Source organism: Kribbella sp. NPDC051586 (genome assembly GCF_044453965.1).
In the GTDB taxonomy this organism is placed as follows: domain Bacteria; phylum Actinomycetota; class Actinomycetes; order Propionibacteriales; family Kribbellaceae; genus Kribbella.
On record NZ_JBITDF010000006.1, the window covers coordinates 486,914 to 503,844 of the forward strand.

The following is a 16,931-nucleotide window of genomic DNA, read 5'->3' on the forward strand; positions in this document are numbered from 1 at the left end:
GTAGCTCACCACGTTTCGGTCGTTGTGAAGGAGAGGTTCTGCACGGGCGCCTGCGCGGAGTCGTCGACCTCCAGCGTCTTCGGCCCGGAGCGAACCTGCAGGTTGGTGATGCTGACATCGCGTACGACGGGCGGGTGGCCGCCGGACTGCTCCGGGTCGGCGTGCTTGGTGGTGATGAGCACGGCGGACGTGGTGACGGCGTCGACGACGGTGTCCTCGACGGTGACGTGCTCGATCCGGCCGCCGCGGTACGAGTTGGTCTTGATGCGGATCGCGTGGTCGACCGCCGGGCCGGCGATGTGGAGAGCCCGGGCGTGGACGTTGTGGACGCCACCCGAGGTCTCGCTGCCGATGGTCAGGGCGCCATGCCCGGCGGTGAAGCGGCAGGACTCGATCAGGATGTTCTGCGACGGGCGGGCGACCCGGCGGCCGTCGTCGTCGCGACCGGACTTGATCGCGATGCAGTCGTCGCCGGTGGTGAACGAGCAGCCGGTGATGACGACGTCCTTGCAGGAGTCCGGATTGCAGCCGTCGTTGTTCGGGCCGAGGCTGTCGATGGTGATGCCGCGGACGAGAACATCGCTGCAGAAGACCGGATGCACGACCCACATCGGGGCATTGACGATGCGGACGTCCTCGATCCGGACGCGGTGGCAGGTGTGCGGCTGGATGAAGCTCGGGCGGAAGCCGTGCCCGGGTTCGAAGACACGGTCCTCGACCGGTACGCCGTCCTCCACCAGCTGCAGCAGCCGCTCCCAGTCGCCACGCGGGCGGGTGTTGCTCCACCAGTTGTCGGCACCGGCGCCGCCGTCCAGGGTGCCGGTGCCGGTGATCGCGACGTTGACCTCGTCGTAGGCGTAGATGAGGGGCGAGTGGCTGAAGCACTCGATCCCCTGCCAGCGGGTTCGCACGATCGGGTACGCCGCCGGGTCGGTGAGGAATCGCAGCGTGGCGCCTGCCGACACATGCAGCTCGATGTGGCTGCGGAGCCGGATCGGGCCGGTGAGATAGGTGCCTTCGGGTACGACGACGCGGTCGCCGGGTTCGCACGCGGCGATTGCCTTGGCGATCGCCGCGGTGCAGTCGACGTCGGCGCCGTACTCCGTGATCCGGTGGTCAGTCATGCGCCTGGAGATCCTGGATGCGGAGGGCGTTGGCGAGCGGAACGGCGATGACCCAGGACGGGTTCCAGGTGTTGGCGTGACCGCGGCGCTGCCAGTGGGTTTGGAAGAACGCCTCGCCTTGTTCGCCCCGGATCGGGAAGTTCCAGTCGCCCGGGGTGGCCGCAACACCTTGAGTGAGGGCGTGGAGGGTGGTCCGGGCCGCAGCGACATACTCGGGGCGATGGGTGGCCAGTCCGAAGGCAAGGAGTTCGAAGGTCGGGAAGAACGTGTCCAGATGGTGGTTCTGGACGCTGACGGTCGGCCACCCGATCGCGTTGAAGCCGGCGGCGCGGAGGGGTGCGTCGAGGTCGAGCTCCGGCGACCAGACGTAGACCCAGGTGAGTAGCCAGTCCGCGGCAACCTCGCACCATTGCGCGTAGAGCGGATCGCCGGTGCGGCGGAAGAGTTCGTAGGCGGCCATGAAGTAGTACATGCCGGCTTCTTTGTCCTCGCAGGCCGCGTCCAGGGTGGAGCGGGCGAACGGACGGTCGAAGGTCCGCGCATGCTGATCGTGGTACCGACTCAGCCAAATAGTTGCCTCGGCCAACAGCTCCGGATCGTCGAGCACCCCCGCCGCCTTGATGGCGGCCAGCACACACGGGATACCGGCCGCCGAGACCGTGGTCGCCGCGGCTGTGCCGTCCAGCCGCCAGCCGGCCGGAAAGGTTCCGTCCGGCATCTGAGCAGCGCGAAGGAAGGTGATGGACTCGCGGAGCGCGTGCAGCCAGGCGGGTGGGACGGACTCTCCGTGCGCGTGGAAGAGGGTGATGATGTCGGCGAGATCGGTGAGGGTTTCGCCGTACGCGCGGCTGGAGATCGTGGAGCGGAAGCTGGTCCAGCGACGCGTGCTGATCTGGTAGGCGTTGTGGCGAAGGCCGGGCGTCGGCGTGGGGCTACCGGAGAGGTAGAACTCGACGGCGGCTCGGCAGCGGTCGATCCGGGCCCGCTCGATACGGCCGCGGTCGCCGGCGGTGAAGCCGAGGCGGGCATCGCACCAGGCGAGCTTCAGTGCCTGGCCGGTCCAGCCGTACAGGAAGTGCCGGGCCTTGCGGGGACCGTTGCCGGGGACATCGCTGAACTTGGTGTAGCCGGCAACAGTCCCGGACCGGTACCACCTGTTGTCCAGCGCAACCGCCTTGCGGGCGACGAGTTCGTCAAGTGTGAGACCGCCTGCGCCGCGCTCGGTGAAGAGAGCCCGGGCACTCCGGACGAGGTGGCGGAAGGCGTGACCGCGGAGCTCCTGCCGGCCCCAGTCGAGGACGAGGCGTTGGGTGTGGACCTCACCGGGGCGGAGGGTGAGGTAGCCGTCGTCGGTGGCCTCGGTCTCGGCTTTGCTGACGTACCGGACATCCGGTTTGCCGTCGAACATGAGTACGCCGCTCAGCGCGGCCAGCACCGGGCCGTCCTCGCGGATCGCGCCCAACGACCCGTAGCGGACCTGGCCGTCGCCCGATCGGCGCGGCTCCGGACGGGAGAACAGCGACAGCCACCGGCGTTCGCGACCGGTACGCCATTCGAGGTTCATGCCAGGGATCGGCAGGCGATCCTCCTCCGCCACGAAGCCCCCGCCGGGCGCCGGGCCGACCCGCGGCACCGCTCGCGCCGGGTCGGACGACGGGTTGTCGTTGTAGATCAGACCGGGGATGGTGAGTTGGCTGTCCTTCACCCGGCCGAGGTCGAGCAGGAGCCCGACGGCGAGATCGGCCAAGCGTCGTTGGCTGGTGTTGCGCCAGCGGAGCTCGAGGTTCAGCCGATCGCCGTCGTCGAACGACAGCCGCATCTCGACGGCCACCGGCCCGACCCGGCATCCGGCGCGGTGCTCGCCCGGCCGGCGTGAGATCCACCAACCGTCGGGGTGGATCAGGTTGGGTTGCCAGGGGCGGCCGACCGAGTACGTCAGCAGGTTGGCGACGGGCCGTTCGAGATAGACGGCGCCGTCGGTCAGGCCGAGTTGCAGGATGACGCCGTCCGACGTACGGCGGAGTTCGGCGTGGCGCGAGCCGGCGGTGAGCGCGGGCATCAGGCCGCCCGGCGGATCTGGATGGCCTGGTACTGCGTCCCGGGCAGTCGGACCGTCAGCGTGCCGGTGACGTTCTCGCGGGTACGGCGCACCGAGTGGTTCCACACGTCCAGTACGTCGACGTCGTACACACCGGCCGGGAGGGAGAACGTGCGGTCGGGGAACTGGTGCTCACCGAGGTACTGGAGGTAGTACGACCCGGGGACGGCGAGGGTCGGGGCGTCGCGGTAGTCGTCGATGGGTTCGACGCCGTCGGGGAGTTCGTCGAGCACCTCGCGGAGTAGGCGGAGGCGTTGGGCGACGACGCCGGTCGGACGGTTGCCGCCGGCAGACCATGGCGTCGTGGCTGCTTTCGCATACCACTCGCCATGGGTGACGTAGGCGCCCCGGACGGTTCCCTCCCAGATGCGGGTGAGCAGCTCCTCGGGGCGGAGGCTGGTGTCAGGGGTCGAGCCGTCGCCTTCGTGACCGCAGGCGTCGACGAAGACAGGCTTGGCGTGGTCGCGGCGCAAAGCCGAGACTCCGCGCAGGTTCTCCGACCGCACGCTGAGGTGGGTCAGCCAGGGCGGCCCGGGATCCGTTGCCTCGTGCATCGAGATCAGGTGCCGCCCGCTGTCGAGCTCAGCAATCAACTCAGCCAACCGTCTCAGGTCGCCCGTCAGCGCGGGACTGGTCGGCGACAGGCACCACGAGATGTTGCGGTAGGCCCCTAGACGAACCACGAGATCGTGGACGACGCCTTCGTCCGGCGGCAGCACGATGTCGGCGATGACCTCGACGGACAGCAGATCGCGGACCTGCTCCTCGATCGCCTCGGATGCCTGCAAACGGACGCGATTGAACGGTGACGCCGCGAGCGCGGGGCGAGCAGCGGCCCACTGGTCGGGACGGCCGAACCACGTAGTGGTGAGTGGGTGGTACGGCGTCCCGTCGGCCCACCGCAACGTAGTCCCTGAGCGGCGGACGGGACCGCGGGAGGTCGCGGCGGTGCAGGTCACAGTCCCGCCGTCGTACGACCAGACGCCTTCGACATCCGGGCTGAAGCGGACGAGCCAACCACCGTCCGACTGGAAGGATTCGGCGTAGGCGGTTGCACCGGACGTGTGCCGGAAGACCAGACCGGTCGGCCCGGCCACGGGGAGTTCCAGCACGTCCCAGCGAGGTACTGACGTCATCGGGTGCCTCTCAGGGCGAGGTACGGGGTGGCGGGTAGCGGGATTCGGCTGGGGCCGGAGTAGTCGTCGAGCGGGGTGATGGTCATTGCCCGGGTGTCGATCAGGTCGAAGTGGAATGGCATACCATCCGGCAGATCGAGCTCGACCGCCGACGGTTGACGGTCGCCCAGGTAGTGCAGGACGCATCGGTCGCCGTCGACCTCGCCGTTCGACTGCCGCGGCAGGCCGGCGAAGACGCCCCGCAGGAAGTCGATCCGCTCCGGGCTTTCGCCGTACAGCCGGCCGCCGATCGAGATCCAGGCGCGGGTCGCCCGGTCGACGAAGGACTCGCCGTGGCCGACGTACCCGCCGAGCGACATGCCCTGCCAGAAACGGTGCACCATCTCGTCCGCGGTCAGGTTCCCCCAGCGACGGCCGGCGTTGCCCTCGTAGCCGATCTCGTCGATGACCACCGGCTTCGGGCAGTCACGCCAGGCGGCGACCTCGGCGCCGTCCCAGTGCTGCACGCTCTGGTGCGTGATCCACGGCTTGGAGAAGTCGTACGGCGTGAAGACCTCGTACATCTTGGTCCCGTTGTGGATCGAGCGCAGCCGCTGGTACGGGTCGTACCGCTGCACCAACTGCAGCAGCCGGTCCCAGTCCGCGATCGTCTTCTCGTGGTTGAAGTCGTACTCGTTCGACAGCGACCACCAGACGTTCCGGTACGCCGCCAGCCGCGCGACGACGTACCGCAGGTACGCCGCGTCCTGCTCCGGGGTCATCCGGTCGAAACCCCACACGCCGCGGTCATAAGGATGGAACAGGATCAGGTCCGCCTGGATCCCCAGGGCCAGCAGATCGGCGACGCGGCTCTCGAAGTGCCGGAAGAACTCGGGATCGTACCGCTCGACGTCCACCTCACCGGGCGTGGAGCCCACGAACGGCGTGCGCTCGGGGCGCATGCCGTCCGTGGGCAGCAGACACATCCGCACCTTGTCGAAAGGGGCTGACCGCAATGACTCGAGGGTCAGCTCCTGGAGCTCTTTCGTCTCGTACGTCCAGTGGTAGCAGGTCGTCCCGATGCACTCGTAGCGCATCCCGTCGGCATAGGAGAAGTGGTGTTCCCCGTGGACTCCGACGGGGCCATGGTTGCCAGGGCCTGGCGAGGTGCACGTGAAGGCGCCGCGCCGGCCGTCCAGCTCGGCGGCGGAGCTGGACGTGATGTACGTCCACTCCCCCTCCCGGTCCGGTGAGAACCGCGCCCGGTAGGTGCCGTCGCCGTCGTAGAAGCCGTCGACGGTCACCATCCGGTTCCGGAACTGGTACGTGACCTGGAACTCCACCTCGGCGAACGGGTTGCCGCCAGACGGGCCGGACAGGGTGAGTTCGTGCAGGCCCCACAACTCGGTGCTCATGGCAATCGATCTCCTGCCTGGATCCACTCGGGCGCCAGGGTCACGTGCTTGATGGTCTTGCGCAGGTACGAGTACGCGACGTGCAGCCGCCCGTCACGGGTCTGCAGCAGCGTCGGGTACGAGTAGCCGAACTCGTTCTCCCGGTACTCCTCGTCCTGCACCTGGAGGTTCCGCCAGTACGGCCAGGTGGCGCCGTCGTCCTCGGACAACGCCAGCGTCAGCGGCGTCCGCAGCGTCTTCCGGCGCACCCCGCCCTTGCCGTCGTCGACCCAGCGGAACTGGTCGCGGTCGGTGGAGGAGTCGTTGAACACCATGACCAGACGCCCGTCGGTCAGGCGGAGCACCTGGATCGCGGAGTTGTTGTTGGGCAGGGTGGTCCGCTCGGGGGCGGTCCAGGTGCGGCCGTTGTCCTTGGACACCGATCGGTGGATGCGATCGGCGGCGCGACTGCGGTAGTACCCGGCGAGCTCCCCGGGCGACAGCTCCACGACACTCATCTGCACCTGCCCGACCGCGTCCGGCACCTCCACCGTCGACCACGTCTCGCCTCGGTCGGTACTGAGCTTGATCACGGTGCGCTCGGCGGTCCTGTCGCAGTCGTAGGCCGGCAGCAACCAATCTCCGTTGCTCAACACAACAACCGGGTTGCGGATGAAGCTGCCGAGATGCTCGAACAGCACCTCACTGCGTTCCCATGTCAGACCGCCGTCGTGGGACACGCGGCGGATCACCCGCGAGGTGGACTGATCGTGCGGCTCGTTCGAAGTGTGCAGAAGCCAGACCTCGTTGGCCCCGGCAACGAACAGCAACGGGTTCTGCTCGGAGCGGCGCGGGTCACTCGACAGTTGCTCCGGCGGCAACCACGTGTCGGTGCCGGCCGGGAGGCGGGACAGGACGACGTTCGTGTCCGGCTCGCCTTCGCCGGGGCCGTTGAACCACGCGCACAACAGATCGCCGGCCGCCGTCTCGACGAGGGTGGCGGCGTGGCTGTCGCCGGGGTGGATGGTGGGCAGGAGGGCCGCACCCTCTCGGATGCGGCCGTCGAACCTGGGGTCGTTCACCATGTGAATCCGGCGGCGGCCTGGGCCTTGATGTAGTCCGGGATGTCCTGCTGCTCGGTGACCTGCAGCGACGAGTCGACGTCCATCCCGTCCTTCAGCACGTGCTGCCGGAAGACCTTGTACAGCGGGATGTCCCAGTACTCGGTGTTCTGGTAGTTCTTGATCACCGCGTTGTCGCCCCAGTACACCGCCGACGTGTCGATCGCGGCCAGCTCCGGGATCGCCGTACCGAAGGCGTTCACCACCGCGTCCGTCTTCAGCACGCCCTTCATGCCGTACGACGAGATCCGGGTCTGCATCTCCTCCGACACCATGTACTTGACCACGTCCAGCGCCTGGTCCTGGTGCTTCGACTGCGGCGGGATGAACGCGGCCCGGGTGTCGGGCTGGTAGATCGACTTCGACCCGCGCGACAGCACCGGCATCGAGGTGACGCCGATCTTCACGCTCTTGGCCCACTCCGCGAACTGCGCGGCGTCGTCCTCCTCGACGTAGTACGGGCTGAGGGCGTACGCGTTGAGCTTGGACAGGTTGTTCACCGCCATCGCGAGGTGTCCCGGGAAGCTCATGTCGCCCTTGAAGAAGTCGTCCACCGTGGTGAAGTTGTTCCGCGGGATCATCAGGAACCGGTACATGTTGTTCGCGATGGACTTCCACTCGCCGCTGGTCAGGTTGACCTTGACGTCCTCCGGCGCCGGCTGCTCGCTCGAGCCGGGCACGAACGGGTACAGCCCGAGCTGGTTCATCGCGAGGTAGTTGTCCGGGTGCTGCATGTAGCCCTTGTAGTGGTCGATCCCGTCCTGCCGGGTGAGCTTCTGGGCCAGCTTGTAGATCTCGTCGTACGTCGATCCGGTCGAGGGGTACCGGACCCGGAACTTGTCGAAGACCAGCTTGTTGTAGAACAGCAGGCTCTCGTCGATCCACAGCGGGACGCCGTACAGGCCGCCGTCGGACCGGGACTTGATCTGCTCGACCGAGCCGAGGTTGAGCTTGCTCAGATCGATGCCGGCCTGCTGCACCTGCGACGTGATGTCCTGGACCCAGCCGAGCGGCTCGAGGTCGCGGTCGATCCGCAGCCGCGGGTCCTCCAGGATCAGGTCGGGGACGCGGCCGGCCTTGGCGATGTCCTCGTACCGGATCGGGTAGTCCCAGGTCGCGTACTTGAGCTTGATGTCGGGGAACTTGGCCCGGATCGCGTCGCCGAACACGGCGTCGAAGTACCGGTGCGCCTCCCGGCCGTCGTCGTCGCCGCCGAGCTCGAACGGCTTGAAGTTCGCGGCGAAGACGAACAGCTCGTCGTCGGCGACCGAGAACGGCTTGCCGTACTTGTTCGGGATGTCGACCGTGCCTTCCGCCGACTGCGCGCGGGCGCGCGGGATCGCGCTGGTGGCGGAGGCCGGTGTGGCCTGCAAAGAACCGCCGAGAGCGGCGAGTCCACCGATCAGTGCGCCGTTGCGTAACAGTCCACGGCGGGACAGATTTCCTTCGGACATGGAGATGACCTTTCCTACGGGGCGGTGGTGGCCGTGAGGACACCCTTCAGGTCGAGTTGCTCGGCCAGGTGGCACGCGACTCTGCGGCCACCGATCTCGCGCAACTGCGGGACTTCGGTCGCACACCGGGCTTCGGCGTACCCGCACCGGGGATGGAACGGGCAGCCGGCCGGCACCTTGGACGGATCCGCGATCTCGCCGCTGAGCTTGATCCGCTCGCGCTGCCCGCGGGACGCGGGGTCGGGATCCGGTACGGCGCTGAGCAGCGCCTCGGTGTACGGGTGCAGGGGCTTGGCGTAGAGCTCTTCGGTCGACGCGCTCTCGACGAGCTTGCCGACGTACATCACCGCGACGTCGTCCGCGACATGCTCGACGATGCCGAGGTCGTGCGAGACGAACAGGTAGGTCAGCCCGGACTCCTCCTGCAGGTCCTTCAGCAGGTTGAGGATCTGTGCCCGGACCGAGACATCGAGCGCGCTGACCGCCTCGTCGGCGACCACGAGCCGCGGCTCGGTCGCGAGCGCGCGAGCGATCACGACCCGCTGCCGCTCACCGCCGCTGAACGCGTGCGGGTAGCGATGCGCGTACTCCGCCCGCAGCCCGACGCGCCGCAGCAGTGCGGCCACCTTGTCGTCGATCTCGTCGCGCGATCCGGCGTCCTGGACCCGCAGCGGCTCCGCGATGATGTCGCGCAGGGTCTTGCGCGGATCGAGCGAGGAGTGCGGATCCTGGAAGATCAACCGGACCTGCCCGCGGTACGGCTTCAGCTGCTTCTCGCTCATCGCGGCCAGGTCGACGCCGTCGAACATGATGCTGCCCGCCGTCGGCTCGTACGCACGGACGATGCAGCGGCCGAGCGTCGTCTTCCCGCAGCCCGACTCCCCGACCAGCCCGAGCGTCCGGCCGGCGCGGATCGACAGGTCGACACCGTCGACCGCCTTCACGTAGCCGCGGTTCCGGCCGAGGAATCCGCCGTGCAGCGGGAAATGCATGGTCAGGCCGTTGGTCTCCAGCAGGTTCATCGCTCCCCCTCGCCGTACAGCAGGCAGGCCACATCGATCTCGTCGCTGCGCACCGTCGCCGGCACCGTCACGTCGCACTTCCCCGCCATGAACGCGTCACACCGCGGATGGAACCGGCACCCGGAGGGACGCTCGTACGGCGGCGGCACGGTCCCTCGTACGGCGACCAACCGGTCCCGACCGCGCTGGCCGAGCCGAGGAACCGAACGCACCAGCGCCTGCGTGTACGGATGCTTCGGATTGCTCAGTACGGCGGACGCCGGGCCCTGCTCGACCACCTCGCCGAGGTACATCACCGCGACCTCGTCGGCGACCTGTGCGGCGACCCCGAGGTCGTGGGTGATCAGCATGATCGCCATCCCGAGCTCCTGCTGGAGGTCCTGCAGCAGGTCGAGGATCTGGGCCTGCGTCGTCACGTCCAGCGCGGTCGTCGGCTCGTCCGCGATCAGCAGCCGCGGCCGGCAGGCCAGCGCCATCGCGATCATGGCTCGTTGCCGCATGCCACCACTGAACTGGAACGGGTACGAGTCGACGCGGCGCTTCGGGTCCGGGATGCCGACCCGGCCGAGCATCTCGATCGCCCGGTCGCGCGCGGCCTGCTTCCCGACGTTCTCGTGCAGCCGGACGGCCTCGATGATCTGGTCGCCGATGGTGTGCACCAGGCTCAGCGATGCCATCGGCTCCTGGAACACCATCGCGATGTCGGCCCACCGGACCTGCCGCAGCCGCTTGTCCTTGGCCGCGAGCAGGTCGAGCGGATCCCCGTCGGACTCGGAGTGCAACAGCACCTCGCCGCCGACGATCCGGGCCGGCCGCTCGACCAGGCGCAGGATCGACCGCGCGGTCACACTCTTGCCGCACCCCGACTCGCCGACCACGGCCAGCGTCCGGCCGCGCCGGACCGTCAGGCTGACGCCGTCGACGGCCTTCACGACCCCGTCACCGAGCTCGAAATGCGTCCGCAGCTCGCGGACCTCCAACAACGGTTGCACCAGGGGCCTCCTACTTGTAGGGATCCGCGGCGTCGCGGAGACCGTCGCCGACGAAGTTCATGGCGAGTACGACGACCACGACCGCGAGGCCGGGGGTCAGCAGCCAGGGCGCGGTGGCGACCGCACGGACGTTCTGCGCGCCCTCGAGCAGCACGCCCCAGCTCACCGCGGGCGGCTGCAGGCCGAGACCGAGGAACGACAGGCTGGTCTCGCCGAGGATCATCCGCGGTACGGCCATCGAGACCGACGCGATGATGTGGCTGGCGAACGACGGCACCATGTGGCCGAAGATGATCCCGGTCCGGCTGACCCCGTCGAGCCGGGCCGCCATCACGAAGTCCTCCTCGCGCAGACTGAGGAACCGGCCGCGGACGTCCCGCGCCAGTCCGGTCCAGCCGATCAGCGAGAGGATCACCGTGATCGCGAAGTACCGCGTCAACGGCCCCCAGCCGCCGGGCAGCGCCGCCGACAACGCCATCCACAACGGCAGCGTCGGGATCGACATGATGAACTCGATGATCCGCTGGATCACGTTGTCGACCGTGCCGCCCATGTAGCCGGAGATGCCGCCGATCAGCATGCCGAGCAGGAAGCTGGCGAACACGCCGACGAGCCCGATCGACAACGAGACCCGGGCGCCGTGGATCAACCGCGACAGCAGGTCGCGTCCGGACTGGTCCGCGCCGACCAGGAAGAACGGCTCGCCCGCGGTGGCCGGCCCGATCAGGTGGATGTCGGAGGTGATCGGTCCGAGGACCGAGTACCGGTCGCCGTGCACGAACAGCCCGACCTTGACGATCTTCGACTTGTCGACGGTGAAGGTCTGCTCGAACGTCTCCTGGTTGCGCGTCGACGAGTACCCGTACACGAACATCCCCTGCTCGCCGGAGATGTGCACCCGCTGCGGCGGGGCGTACGGCAGCGCGGTGTGCGCGGTGTCGGCGTTCGCCGGTGCGAAGAAGCCCGCGAAGAGCGCGACGAAGTAGATCGGGATCAGCACGATCAGCCCGATCACCGCGAGCTTGTGCCGGCGGAACTGCCGCCACATCAACCGCCACTGCGGCAGCGCGCCGTGATCGCGGAGGCTCTTGACCACCTCCTCCTGCGGATTCTGCACATCGGGGGGGATCGCCTCGAGCTGTTGAACCATGGTGATCTATCCCTTCTGGAACCGGGTGCGGATCCGCGGATCCCACCAGGCCAGGGCGAGGTCGCTGAGCATCGTGCCGATCACCGTCAGCGTGCTGAGAATGAGCACGAAGCTGCCGACCAGGTACATGTCCTGGCTCTTCACCGCGCCGAGCAGCAGCGGACCGCTGGTCGGCAGGCTCATCACGACCGACACGATCGTCTCGCCGCTGATCAGCCCGGGCAGCAACCAGCCGACCGTGCTGAAGAACGGGCTCAGCGACATCCGGACCGGGTACTTGAGCAGCAGCTTCCACTCCGGCAGACCCTTCGCCCGCGCGGTCGCGACGTACGGCTTGTGCAGCTCGTCGAGCAGGTTGGCGCGGGTGATCCGGATCAGTCCCGCCGTACCGGCGACGCCGACCACGACGATCGGGATCCACAGGTGCGCGAGCAGGTCGAGCAGCTTGCCCAGGTTCCACGCGGCGTCGGCGTACTGCGGTGAGAACAGCCCGCCGACGCTCTGGCCGAAGTACCGGAACCCGACGTACATCATCAGCAGCGCGAGCATGAACTCCGGCACGGCCATCCCGATGAAGCCGAGGAACGACGCCACGTAGTCTCCGGCCGAGTACTGCCGCAGGGCGCTGTAGATGCCTATCGGGAACGCGATCGCCCAGACGAACAGCAGGCTGGCGATCGACAGCACCATCGAGAGCAGCACCCGGCTGCCGATCAGGCTGGAGACCGACTGGTTCCAGGCGAACGACTGGCCGAGGTCGCCGTGCAGCACGACGCCGCCGATCCAGGTCAGGTACTGCGCCATGAACGGCTTGTCGAGCCCGTAGTGCCGCTTCAGCTCGGCGATCTGCGAGTCCGGGATGTCCTGACCGCGTGCCTCGGCGTTCGCGATCACCGTGGTGGTGTAGTCGCCCGGCGGCAGCTTGATCACCACGAACGTGACGAACGAGATCGCCGCCAGCGTGATGAACATCCAGACCAGTCGCCGGCCCACGAACCGCAGCATTACTGGCCGATCGAGAACTGCTCGGGGTGGACGATGCCGGGGGCAACCGACTCGCTCATCTGCGTCGGCACGTTGTGGAAGTCGTTCTTGACAACTCCGTACGTGTTCGGCACCGAGCTGATCCCGATGTAGTAGAACTGGTCGGCCGCGATCTGCAGCACCTGCTTGCCGAGCTCGAGCGTCTTGCCCGCGTCCGGCTCCTGCCTGGCCTGCGTGAACAGGTCGAGCTGCTTCTGTACTTCGGCCGGCGGCTTGATGCCCTTCTCGCCGTGCGACTGGTACCACTGCGCCCAGCCGATGCCGTACCGGGCGCTGCCGTCGTTGGTCGGCACCCAGTAGTGGTCGCCGCCGGTGCCGGTCGGCAGCACGAAGGTGCCGCAGGTCCAGGTCCCGGCGTCGTGGTCGTTGCCCTTGACCCGTTCCTTGTAGAGGTCCTCGCTGACCGCCTGCGTACGCAGCTCGACGCCCACCGCGGCCCACCTCTTCTTGATGAACTCGATCGCCTCGACGTGATCCGGGAACGACTCGCTCACCAGCACCGCGATCGACACCGGCTTGCCGTCGGCACCGAGCCGCTTGCCGTCGGCCGACTTCTTCGTCAGCCCGGCCGCGTCGAGGTGCTGGTTGGCCTTGGCGGCGTCGAACTCGAGGAACTGCGTTGCGAGCTGCTCGTTGTAGTACGGCGAGTCCTTCGGCGGCGCGCCCTGCCAGGGCTCACCCTGACCGGCGTACACCGCGTCGATGACCTCCTTGCGGTTGATCGCGACCGACAGCCCGGCCCGGAACTCCTTGTTCGAGAACAGCGCCCGCTTGGCCGGGTCCTTGTGGGTCAGGTTCAGGCCGAGGACCATCGTGTTCGTCAGCTGGGTCGGCACCTCGAAGATCTTGTAGGCGCCCTTCGCCCGGTTCTGCGCGACGACCGGCTTGTTCTGCGGGGTACCGAAGTTCCGGTACTGCATGCCGAACTCGCCGTTCATCACCTTCAGCAGCTCGACCTGCGCGTCCTGCACGACCTCGACCCGGCAGTTGTCGATGTACGGCAGCTGGCGGCCGGCGTCGTCGACCTTCCAGTAGTACGGGTTCCGGGTCAGGATGACCGCGGAGCCCTTGCCGAGCGCGGTGGTCACCTTCCACGGCGCCAGCGTCGGCTGGTCCGGGTTGGTCCACGGGTTCTGCTTCTGGTTGAACAGGTCGACCCAGCTGCCGACGCCGGCCTTCTTCGCCAGCGCGTTCGCGTTCTTGTTGTACTTCAGGTGGAACTGCTGGAAGTAGTGCTTCGGCAGCAGCATCCCGTAGGCGCCTTCACGCTCGAAGATGGCATCGGCGATCTGCACGAGCAGCGACGGCTGCGGCGACGAGTACGTCATCTTCACCGTGCGCTCGTCGACCTTCTCGACCTTCGCCATCTTGTTGGTGTCCGGCGACAGGAACGCGTCGTACAGCCCGTCCGGGTGCAGACCCTCGTCGCACTGCACCTCGAGGATCGTGAACAGCAGGTCGTCCGCCGTACACGGCTTGCCGTCGGACCACTTCAGGCCCTCGCGCAGCGTGAACGTGTAAACCTTGCTGTCGGCATCGACCGTGAACTCGGCGGTGTTCGCGTCGAGCTCGTCGTACCCGGGCTTGCCGACCTTGTCGGGCTTCCAGCGCAGCAGCGGCTCGTAGTGCATCGCGTACCACAGCCACTGGGTGTCCTCCTGCGTCAGCATCGCCGAGCGCCACGTCCCGCCGTACTGCGCCTTGCCTTCGAGCGGCTTGATCACAGGCGGGTTCTTGGGCAGCCGGTCCGCCAGCGGAGGCAGGGATCCCTTGTCCACCAGGGCCTTCAGCATCGGCGACTCCTTCTCGCCGGCCGCGGCCACCTGCGCGCCGGAGCCCGCCGGCTTGGTGTCGAAGAAGCCGCATCCTGGAATGGTGGCGACCGCGAGGAGTCCGAGACCGCCCTGCAGCAGCCGGCGCCGATTGATCGTGCTATCAGACATCTCTACCTCACTGCTGCTCGAGCGTGATGTTGCTGAACTGAGCGGTCCCGTAGTCGATCAGGCCGTTGTCGACCTGCCCGCCGTCGATCGCGAATCCGATGTAGAAGGTCCGGCTCGGCATCATGATCTTTTCGTAGCCGAAGCGGTCCCACGTGACTTGATCGGTGGAGATGAAGGCCTCGAACTCGACCTCCCGGGCCTGCGGGCGCTCACGCCGGAGCAGCCGTAGCCAATACACCTTGGTCGGGTCCAGGTACGTGTCGTCCCACGGCCAAGGGCCGACGCTCGGCACCGATCCGTCGGTCTGGATCCGGATCGCCTGCGCCTTCATCCCGCCGTCGTCGGTGGCCGTCGGCGCGGCACTCGCGTTGTCATTGACGGTGCCGTACCCGCCCGCGACCCCGTAGCCGACACCGCCGTACATGAACGGAGCGGTGGGGTCGAGCGTGTCGCGGATCATCAGCCCCGCGGTGAGCCCGTTGGCGACCTTGCTGAGCTTGTCCAGCCGGGTGGTGAGTTGCCACACCGAGCCGGCGCCGCCGACCTGGAGCTTGCGGTACACGTAGTGGAAGTTGCTGGTCCGCCCGTAGATCCGGCCGGATCCCTTGATCGTCAGGATCCCGCTGTCCAGGCTGCCCGAGCCGGGCACCGGCGGCTTGCCGACGGACGCCGACGTCCAGCCCGTCGTACCCGTCTGCTTGTTGACGTGCAGCTGGACCGCGGTCGACTGCGTCGCCGTACCGTTCTGATCGGTTGCTCGCGCGGTCAGCCAGTAGGAGCCGTCGGCAACGTTCTTCCACTGGATCTGGTACGGCGCCTTGTTCGCGGTGCCGATGATCTGGTCGCCGACGAAGAAGTCGACCTTGGCGAGCTGACCGCCCTTCGCCGCGGCGGCGTCGGCCTTGATCGTCACGGTCGGCGCGGTGCGGCCCGGGATCGTCTGGTTCTGCGACGGGCTGGTGATCCGGATCGTCGGGTTGCCGACCCGGTCCGGGACGAGGGAGTTGAGGTAGTTCTCCAGGTAGGTGTAGCCGTTCGGGGCGATCTTCTGCGCGTCGGACGGGTCGTTCGGGTCGAGGCCGTTCGCCTTCTCCCACCAGTCCGGGATGCCGTCGTGGTCGGTGTCGGCCGGCACCTCGCCGCCGTCGAGGGTCGGGTAGCCGCCGACCTCCTTCTGCGAGTTGATCAGCCGGCCGGTGCCCTTGCGGACCTCGTCGATAACGCGGGCGTCGGCGGCGTCGCGCCTCGGCAGGATCGCGCCGGCGTCGGCCAGCACCGCGTCGTACGCCTTCGCGGCCGCCTGGATGTCGCCGCGGCCCGGGATCGGCTGCGGCTCGGTCAGCTCGACGATGCCGCCGATCGGGTACCGGATGCCGCGGCGGTTGTGCGCGGTGACATCGGGGTGGCCCTCGACCTGGTTGCCGGCGACGTACCACTGGCCGCCGCGGTTCGCGCTCAGGACGACCGGGGCGACCTCGTCGAGCGTGGTCGGGCCGGGCTTGTAGAAGTTGTTCATGATGTTGATGCCGTTGGCCCACTCACCGCCGTACACCGAGGTGTAGCCGTGGTCGTAGACCACGTTGTTGTAGTGGTCGACCTCGAGGTTGATGCCCTCGGTGTAGCCGAACCGGGGCTGGCGGCCGCCCTGGTGGGCGATCAGGTTGTGGTGGTACGTGTTCCGCTCGCCGCCCCAGATCCCGCCGTACCCGTGCCGGTTCTTCGGGTGCGCGGACAACGCCAGGCCCTCGGAGACGATGCACCACTGGACGGTGACGTCGAAGTTCCCGTACGGCGAGAGGCACTCGTCGACCGCCCAGCTGAACGAGCAGTGGTCGATGATCAGGTTGCGGATCTGCGGGCTGACCGAACCGGGCACGTTGGTGTTGAACGAGTCGTCGGCGATCTCGTTCTCGTCGCCGAGGCGGAACCGGAGGTAGCGGATCACGATGTCGTGGGCGCTGCCCTTGATCCCGGTGCTGTGACCGGCCACGCAGATGCCGCCACCAGGCGCGGTCTGTCCGGCGATGGTCAGGTTGTTGCCGGCGATCTGCAGACCGGTCTCGAGCTGGATCGTGCCGGAGACCCGGAACACGACGGTCCGGTTCGAGCCGGAGACGGCGTCTCGGAGCGAGCCGGGTCCGGAATCGGCCAGCGTCGTCACCTCGTACACGGATCCGCCGCGGCCGCCGGTGGCCCACTTACCGGCGCCCTCGGCACCGGGGAAGGCGGGCAGCCGGTCGTCTGCCGCGGTTGCCCGGGCCGTCGTCTTCGCGCTCGCGGTCGGCGTGATGCCCAGCGATGCGACTCCGATGGCGGCGGCGGTGGTCCCGACGAACCCACGGCGGGACCAGCCCACGGGAGTTTCGGGCGGGGAGGTTTCGGTCATCGTCCAGGCCTCGCTTTCGGCGCGTTATGAATATCTAATCAAGTCCGAATGGAACGACCGGCCCTCATGGTCACGGAGGTTGCGAGAC

General features: G+C 68.0%; 12 protein-coding genes. All 12 read right to left on the reverse strand.

The features are described 5' to 3' along the window. Window positions 1-5: 5 nt before the first annotated feature. From ACIA58_RS40275 to ACIA58_RS40330, 12 genes are read right to left on the reverse strand one after another with little or no spacing between them, the layout of a single operon-like run. Window positions 6-1,124 (reverse strand): glycoside hydrolase family 28 protein, encoded by a 1,119-nt coding sequence (locus ACIA58_RS40275; RefSeq protein WP_396409144.1) that lies wholly within the window; start codon window positions 1,122-1,124, stop codon window positions 6-8. Continuing rightward, a complete protein-coding gene (locus ACIA58_RS40280) occupies window positions 1,117-3,183 on the reverse strand; it encodes a hypothetical protein (RefSeq protein ID WP_396409145.1) in 2,067 nt (688 codons plus the stop codon). The genes ACIA58_RS40275 and ACIA58_RS40280 overlap by 8 nt, the downstream gene beginning before the upstream one ends. Further along, window positions 3,183-4,358 carry a DUF5605 domain-containing protein gene (locus tag ACIA58_RS40285; RefSeq protein ID WP_396409146.1) on the reverse strand — a complete coding sequence of 392 codons (1,176 nt, stop codon included), beginning with the start codon at window positions 4,356-4,358 and terminating at the stop codon, window positions 3,183-3,185. Before ACIA58_RS40285 ends, ACIA58_RS40280 begins: the two co-directional genes overlap by 1 nt. Continuing rightward, window positions 4,355-5,752: a DUF5060 domain-containing protein gene (locus ACIA58_RS40290; RefSeq protein WP_396409147.1), complete on the reverse strand. Its 1,398-nt coding sequence runs from the start codon at window positions 5,750-5,752 to the stop codon at window positions 4,355-4,357. The genes ACIA58_RS40285 and ACIA58_RS40290 overlap by 4 nt, the downstream gene beginning before the upstream one ends. Continuing rightward, window positions 5,749-6,813 carry an exo-alpha-sialidase gene (locus tag ACIA58_RS40295; RefSeq protein WP_396409148.1) on the reverse strand — a complete coding sequence of 355 codons (1,065 nt, stop codon included), beginning with the start codon at window positions 6,811-6,813 and terminating at the stop codon, window positions 5,749-5,751. The genes ACIA58_RS40290 and ACIA58_RS40295 overlap by 4 nt, the downstream gene beginning before the upstream one ends. Continuing rightward, window positions 6,810-8,306 carry an ABC transporter substrate-binding protein gene (locus ACIA58_RS40300; protein WP_396409149.1) on the reverse strand — a complete coding sequence of 499 codons (1,497 nt, stop codon included), beginning with the start codon at window positions 8,304-8,306 and terminating at the stop codon, window positions 6,810-6,812. The genes ACIA58_RS40295 and ACIA58_RS40300 overlap by 4 nt, the downstream gene beginning before the upstream one ends. Before the next feature lie 14 nt (window positions 8,307-8,320). Then, window positions 8,321-9,328, reverse strand: a complete 1,008-nt coding sequence (locus ACIA58_RS40305; RefSeq protein ID WP_396409150.1) for an ABC transporter ATP-binding protein — start codon at window positions 9,326-9,328, stop codon at window positions 8,321-8,323. Further along, entirely contained in the window at window positions 9,325-10,320 is a 996-nt protein-coding gene (locus ACIA58_RS40310) for an ABC transporter ATP-binding protein (protein WP_396409151.1), read from the reverse strand. Before ACIA58_RS40310 ends, ACIA58_RS40305 begins: the two co-directional genes overlap by 4 nt. A 10-nt stretch (window positions 10,321-10,330) precedes the next feature. Beyond that, a complete protein-coding gene (locus ACIA58_RS40315; protein ID WP_396409152.1) occupies window positions 10,331-11,470 on the reverse strand; it encodes an ABC transporter permease in 1,140 nt (379 codons plus the stop codon). Window positions 11,471-11,476: 6 nt separating this feature from the next. Further along, complete coding sequence (locus tag ACIA58_RS40320; protein WP_396409153.1) at window positions 11,477-12,475, reverse strand: ABC transporter permease; 999 nt, start codon at window positions 12,473-12,475, stop codon at window positions 11,477-11,479. Further along, window positions 12,475-14,457, reverse strand: a complete 1,983-nt coding sequence (locus tag ACIA58_RS40325; RefSeq protein ID WP_396409154.1) for an ABC transporter substrate-binding protein — start codon at window positions 14,455-14,457, stop codon at window positions 12,475-12,477. The genes ACIA58_RS40320 and ACIA58_RS40325 overlap by 1 nt, the downstream gene beginning before the upstream one ends. 7 nt (window positions 14,458-14,464) lie before the next feature. Continuing rightward, on the reverse strand, window positions 14,465-16,843 hold the full coding sequence (locus tag ACIA58_RS40330; protein WP_396409155.1) for an Ig-like domain-containing protein: 2,379 nt from the start codon (window positions 16,841-16,843) through the stop codon (window positions 14,465-14,467). Window positions 16,844-16,931 lie beyond the last annotated feature (88 nt).

What these genes read in the sequence shown, in the direction of transcription:
- ACIA58_RS40315 (WP_396409152.1), bottom strand. Translation starts at nt 11,470, where the DNA reads ATGGTTCAACAGCTCGAGGCGATCCCCCCCGATGTGCAGAATCCGCAG.
- ACIA58_RS40275 (WP_396409144.1), bottom strand. Translation starts at nt 1,124, where the DNA reads ATGACTGACCACCGGATCACGGAGTACGGCGCCGACGTCGACTGCACC.
- ACIA58_RS40280 (WP_396409145.1), bottom strand. Translation starts at nt 3,183, where the DNA reads ATGCCCGCGCTCACCGCCGGCTCGCGCCACGCCGAACTCCGCCGTACG.
- ACIA58_RS40305 (WP_396409150.1), bottom strand. Translation starts at nt 9,328, where the DNA reads ATGAACCTGCTGGAGACCAACGGCCTGACCATGCATTTCCCGCTGCAC.
- ACIA58_RS40330 (WP_396409155.1), bottom strand. Translation starts at nt 16,843, where the DNA reads ATGACCGAAACCTCCCCGCCCGAAACTCCCGTGGGCTGGTCCCGCCGT.
- ACIA58_RS40300 (WP_396409149.1), bottom strand. Translation starts at nt 8,306, where the DNA reads ATGTCCGAAGGAAATCTGTCCCGCCGTGGACTGTTACGCAACGGCGCA.
- ACIA58_RS40320 (WP_396409153.1), bottom strand. Translation starts at nt 12,475, where the DNA reads ATGCTGCGGTTCGTGGGCCGGCGACTGGTCTGGATGTTCATCACGCTG.
- ACIA58_RS40290 (WP_396409147.1), bottom strand. Translation starts at nt 5,752, where the DNA reads ATGAGCACCGAGTTGTGGGGCCTGCACGAACTCACCCTGTCCGGCCCG.
- ACIA58_RS40325 (WP_396409154.1), bottom strand. Translation starts at nt 14,457, where the DNA reads ATGTCTGATAGCACGATCAATCGGCGCCGGCTGCTGCAGGGCGGTCTC.
- ACIA58_RS40285 (WP_396409146.1), bottom strand. Translation starts at nt 4,358, where the DNA reads ATGACGTCAGTACCTCGCTGGGACGTGCTGGAACTCCCCGTGGCCGGG.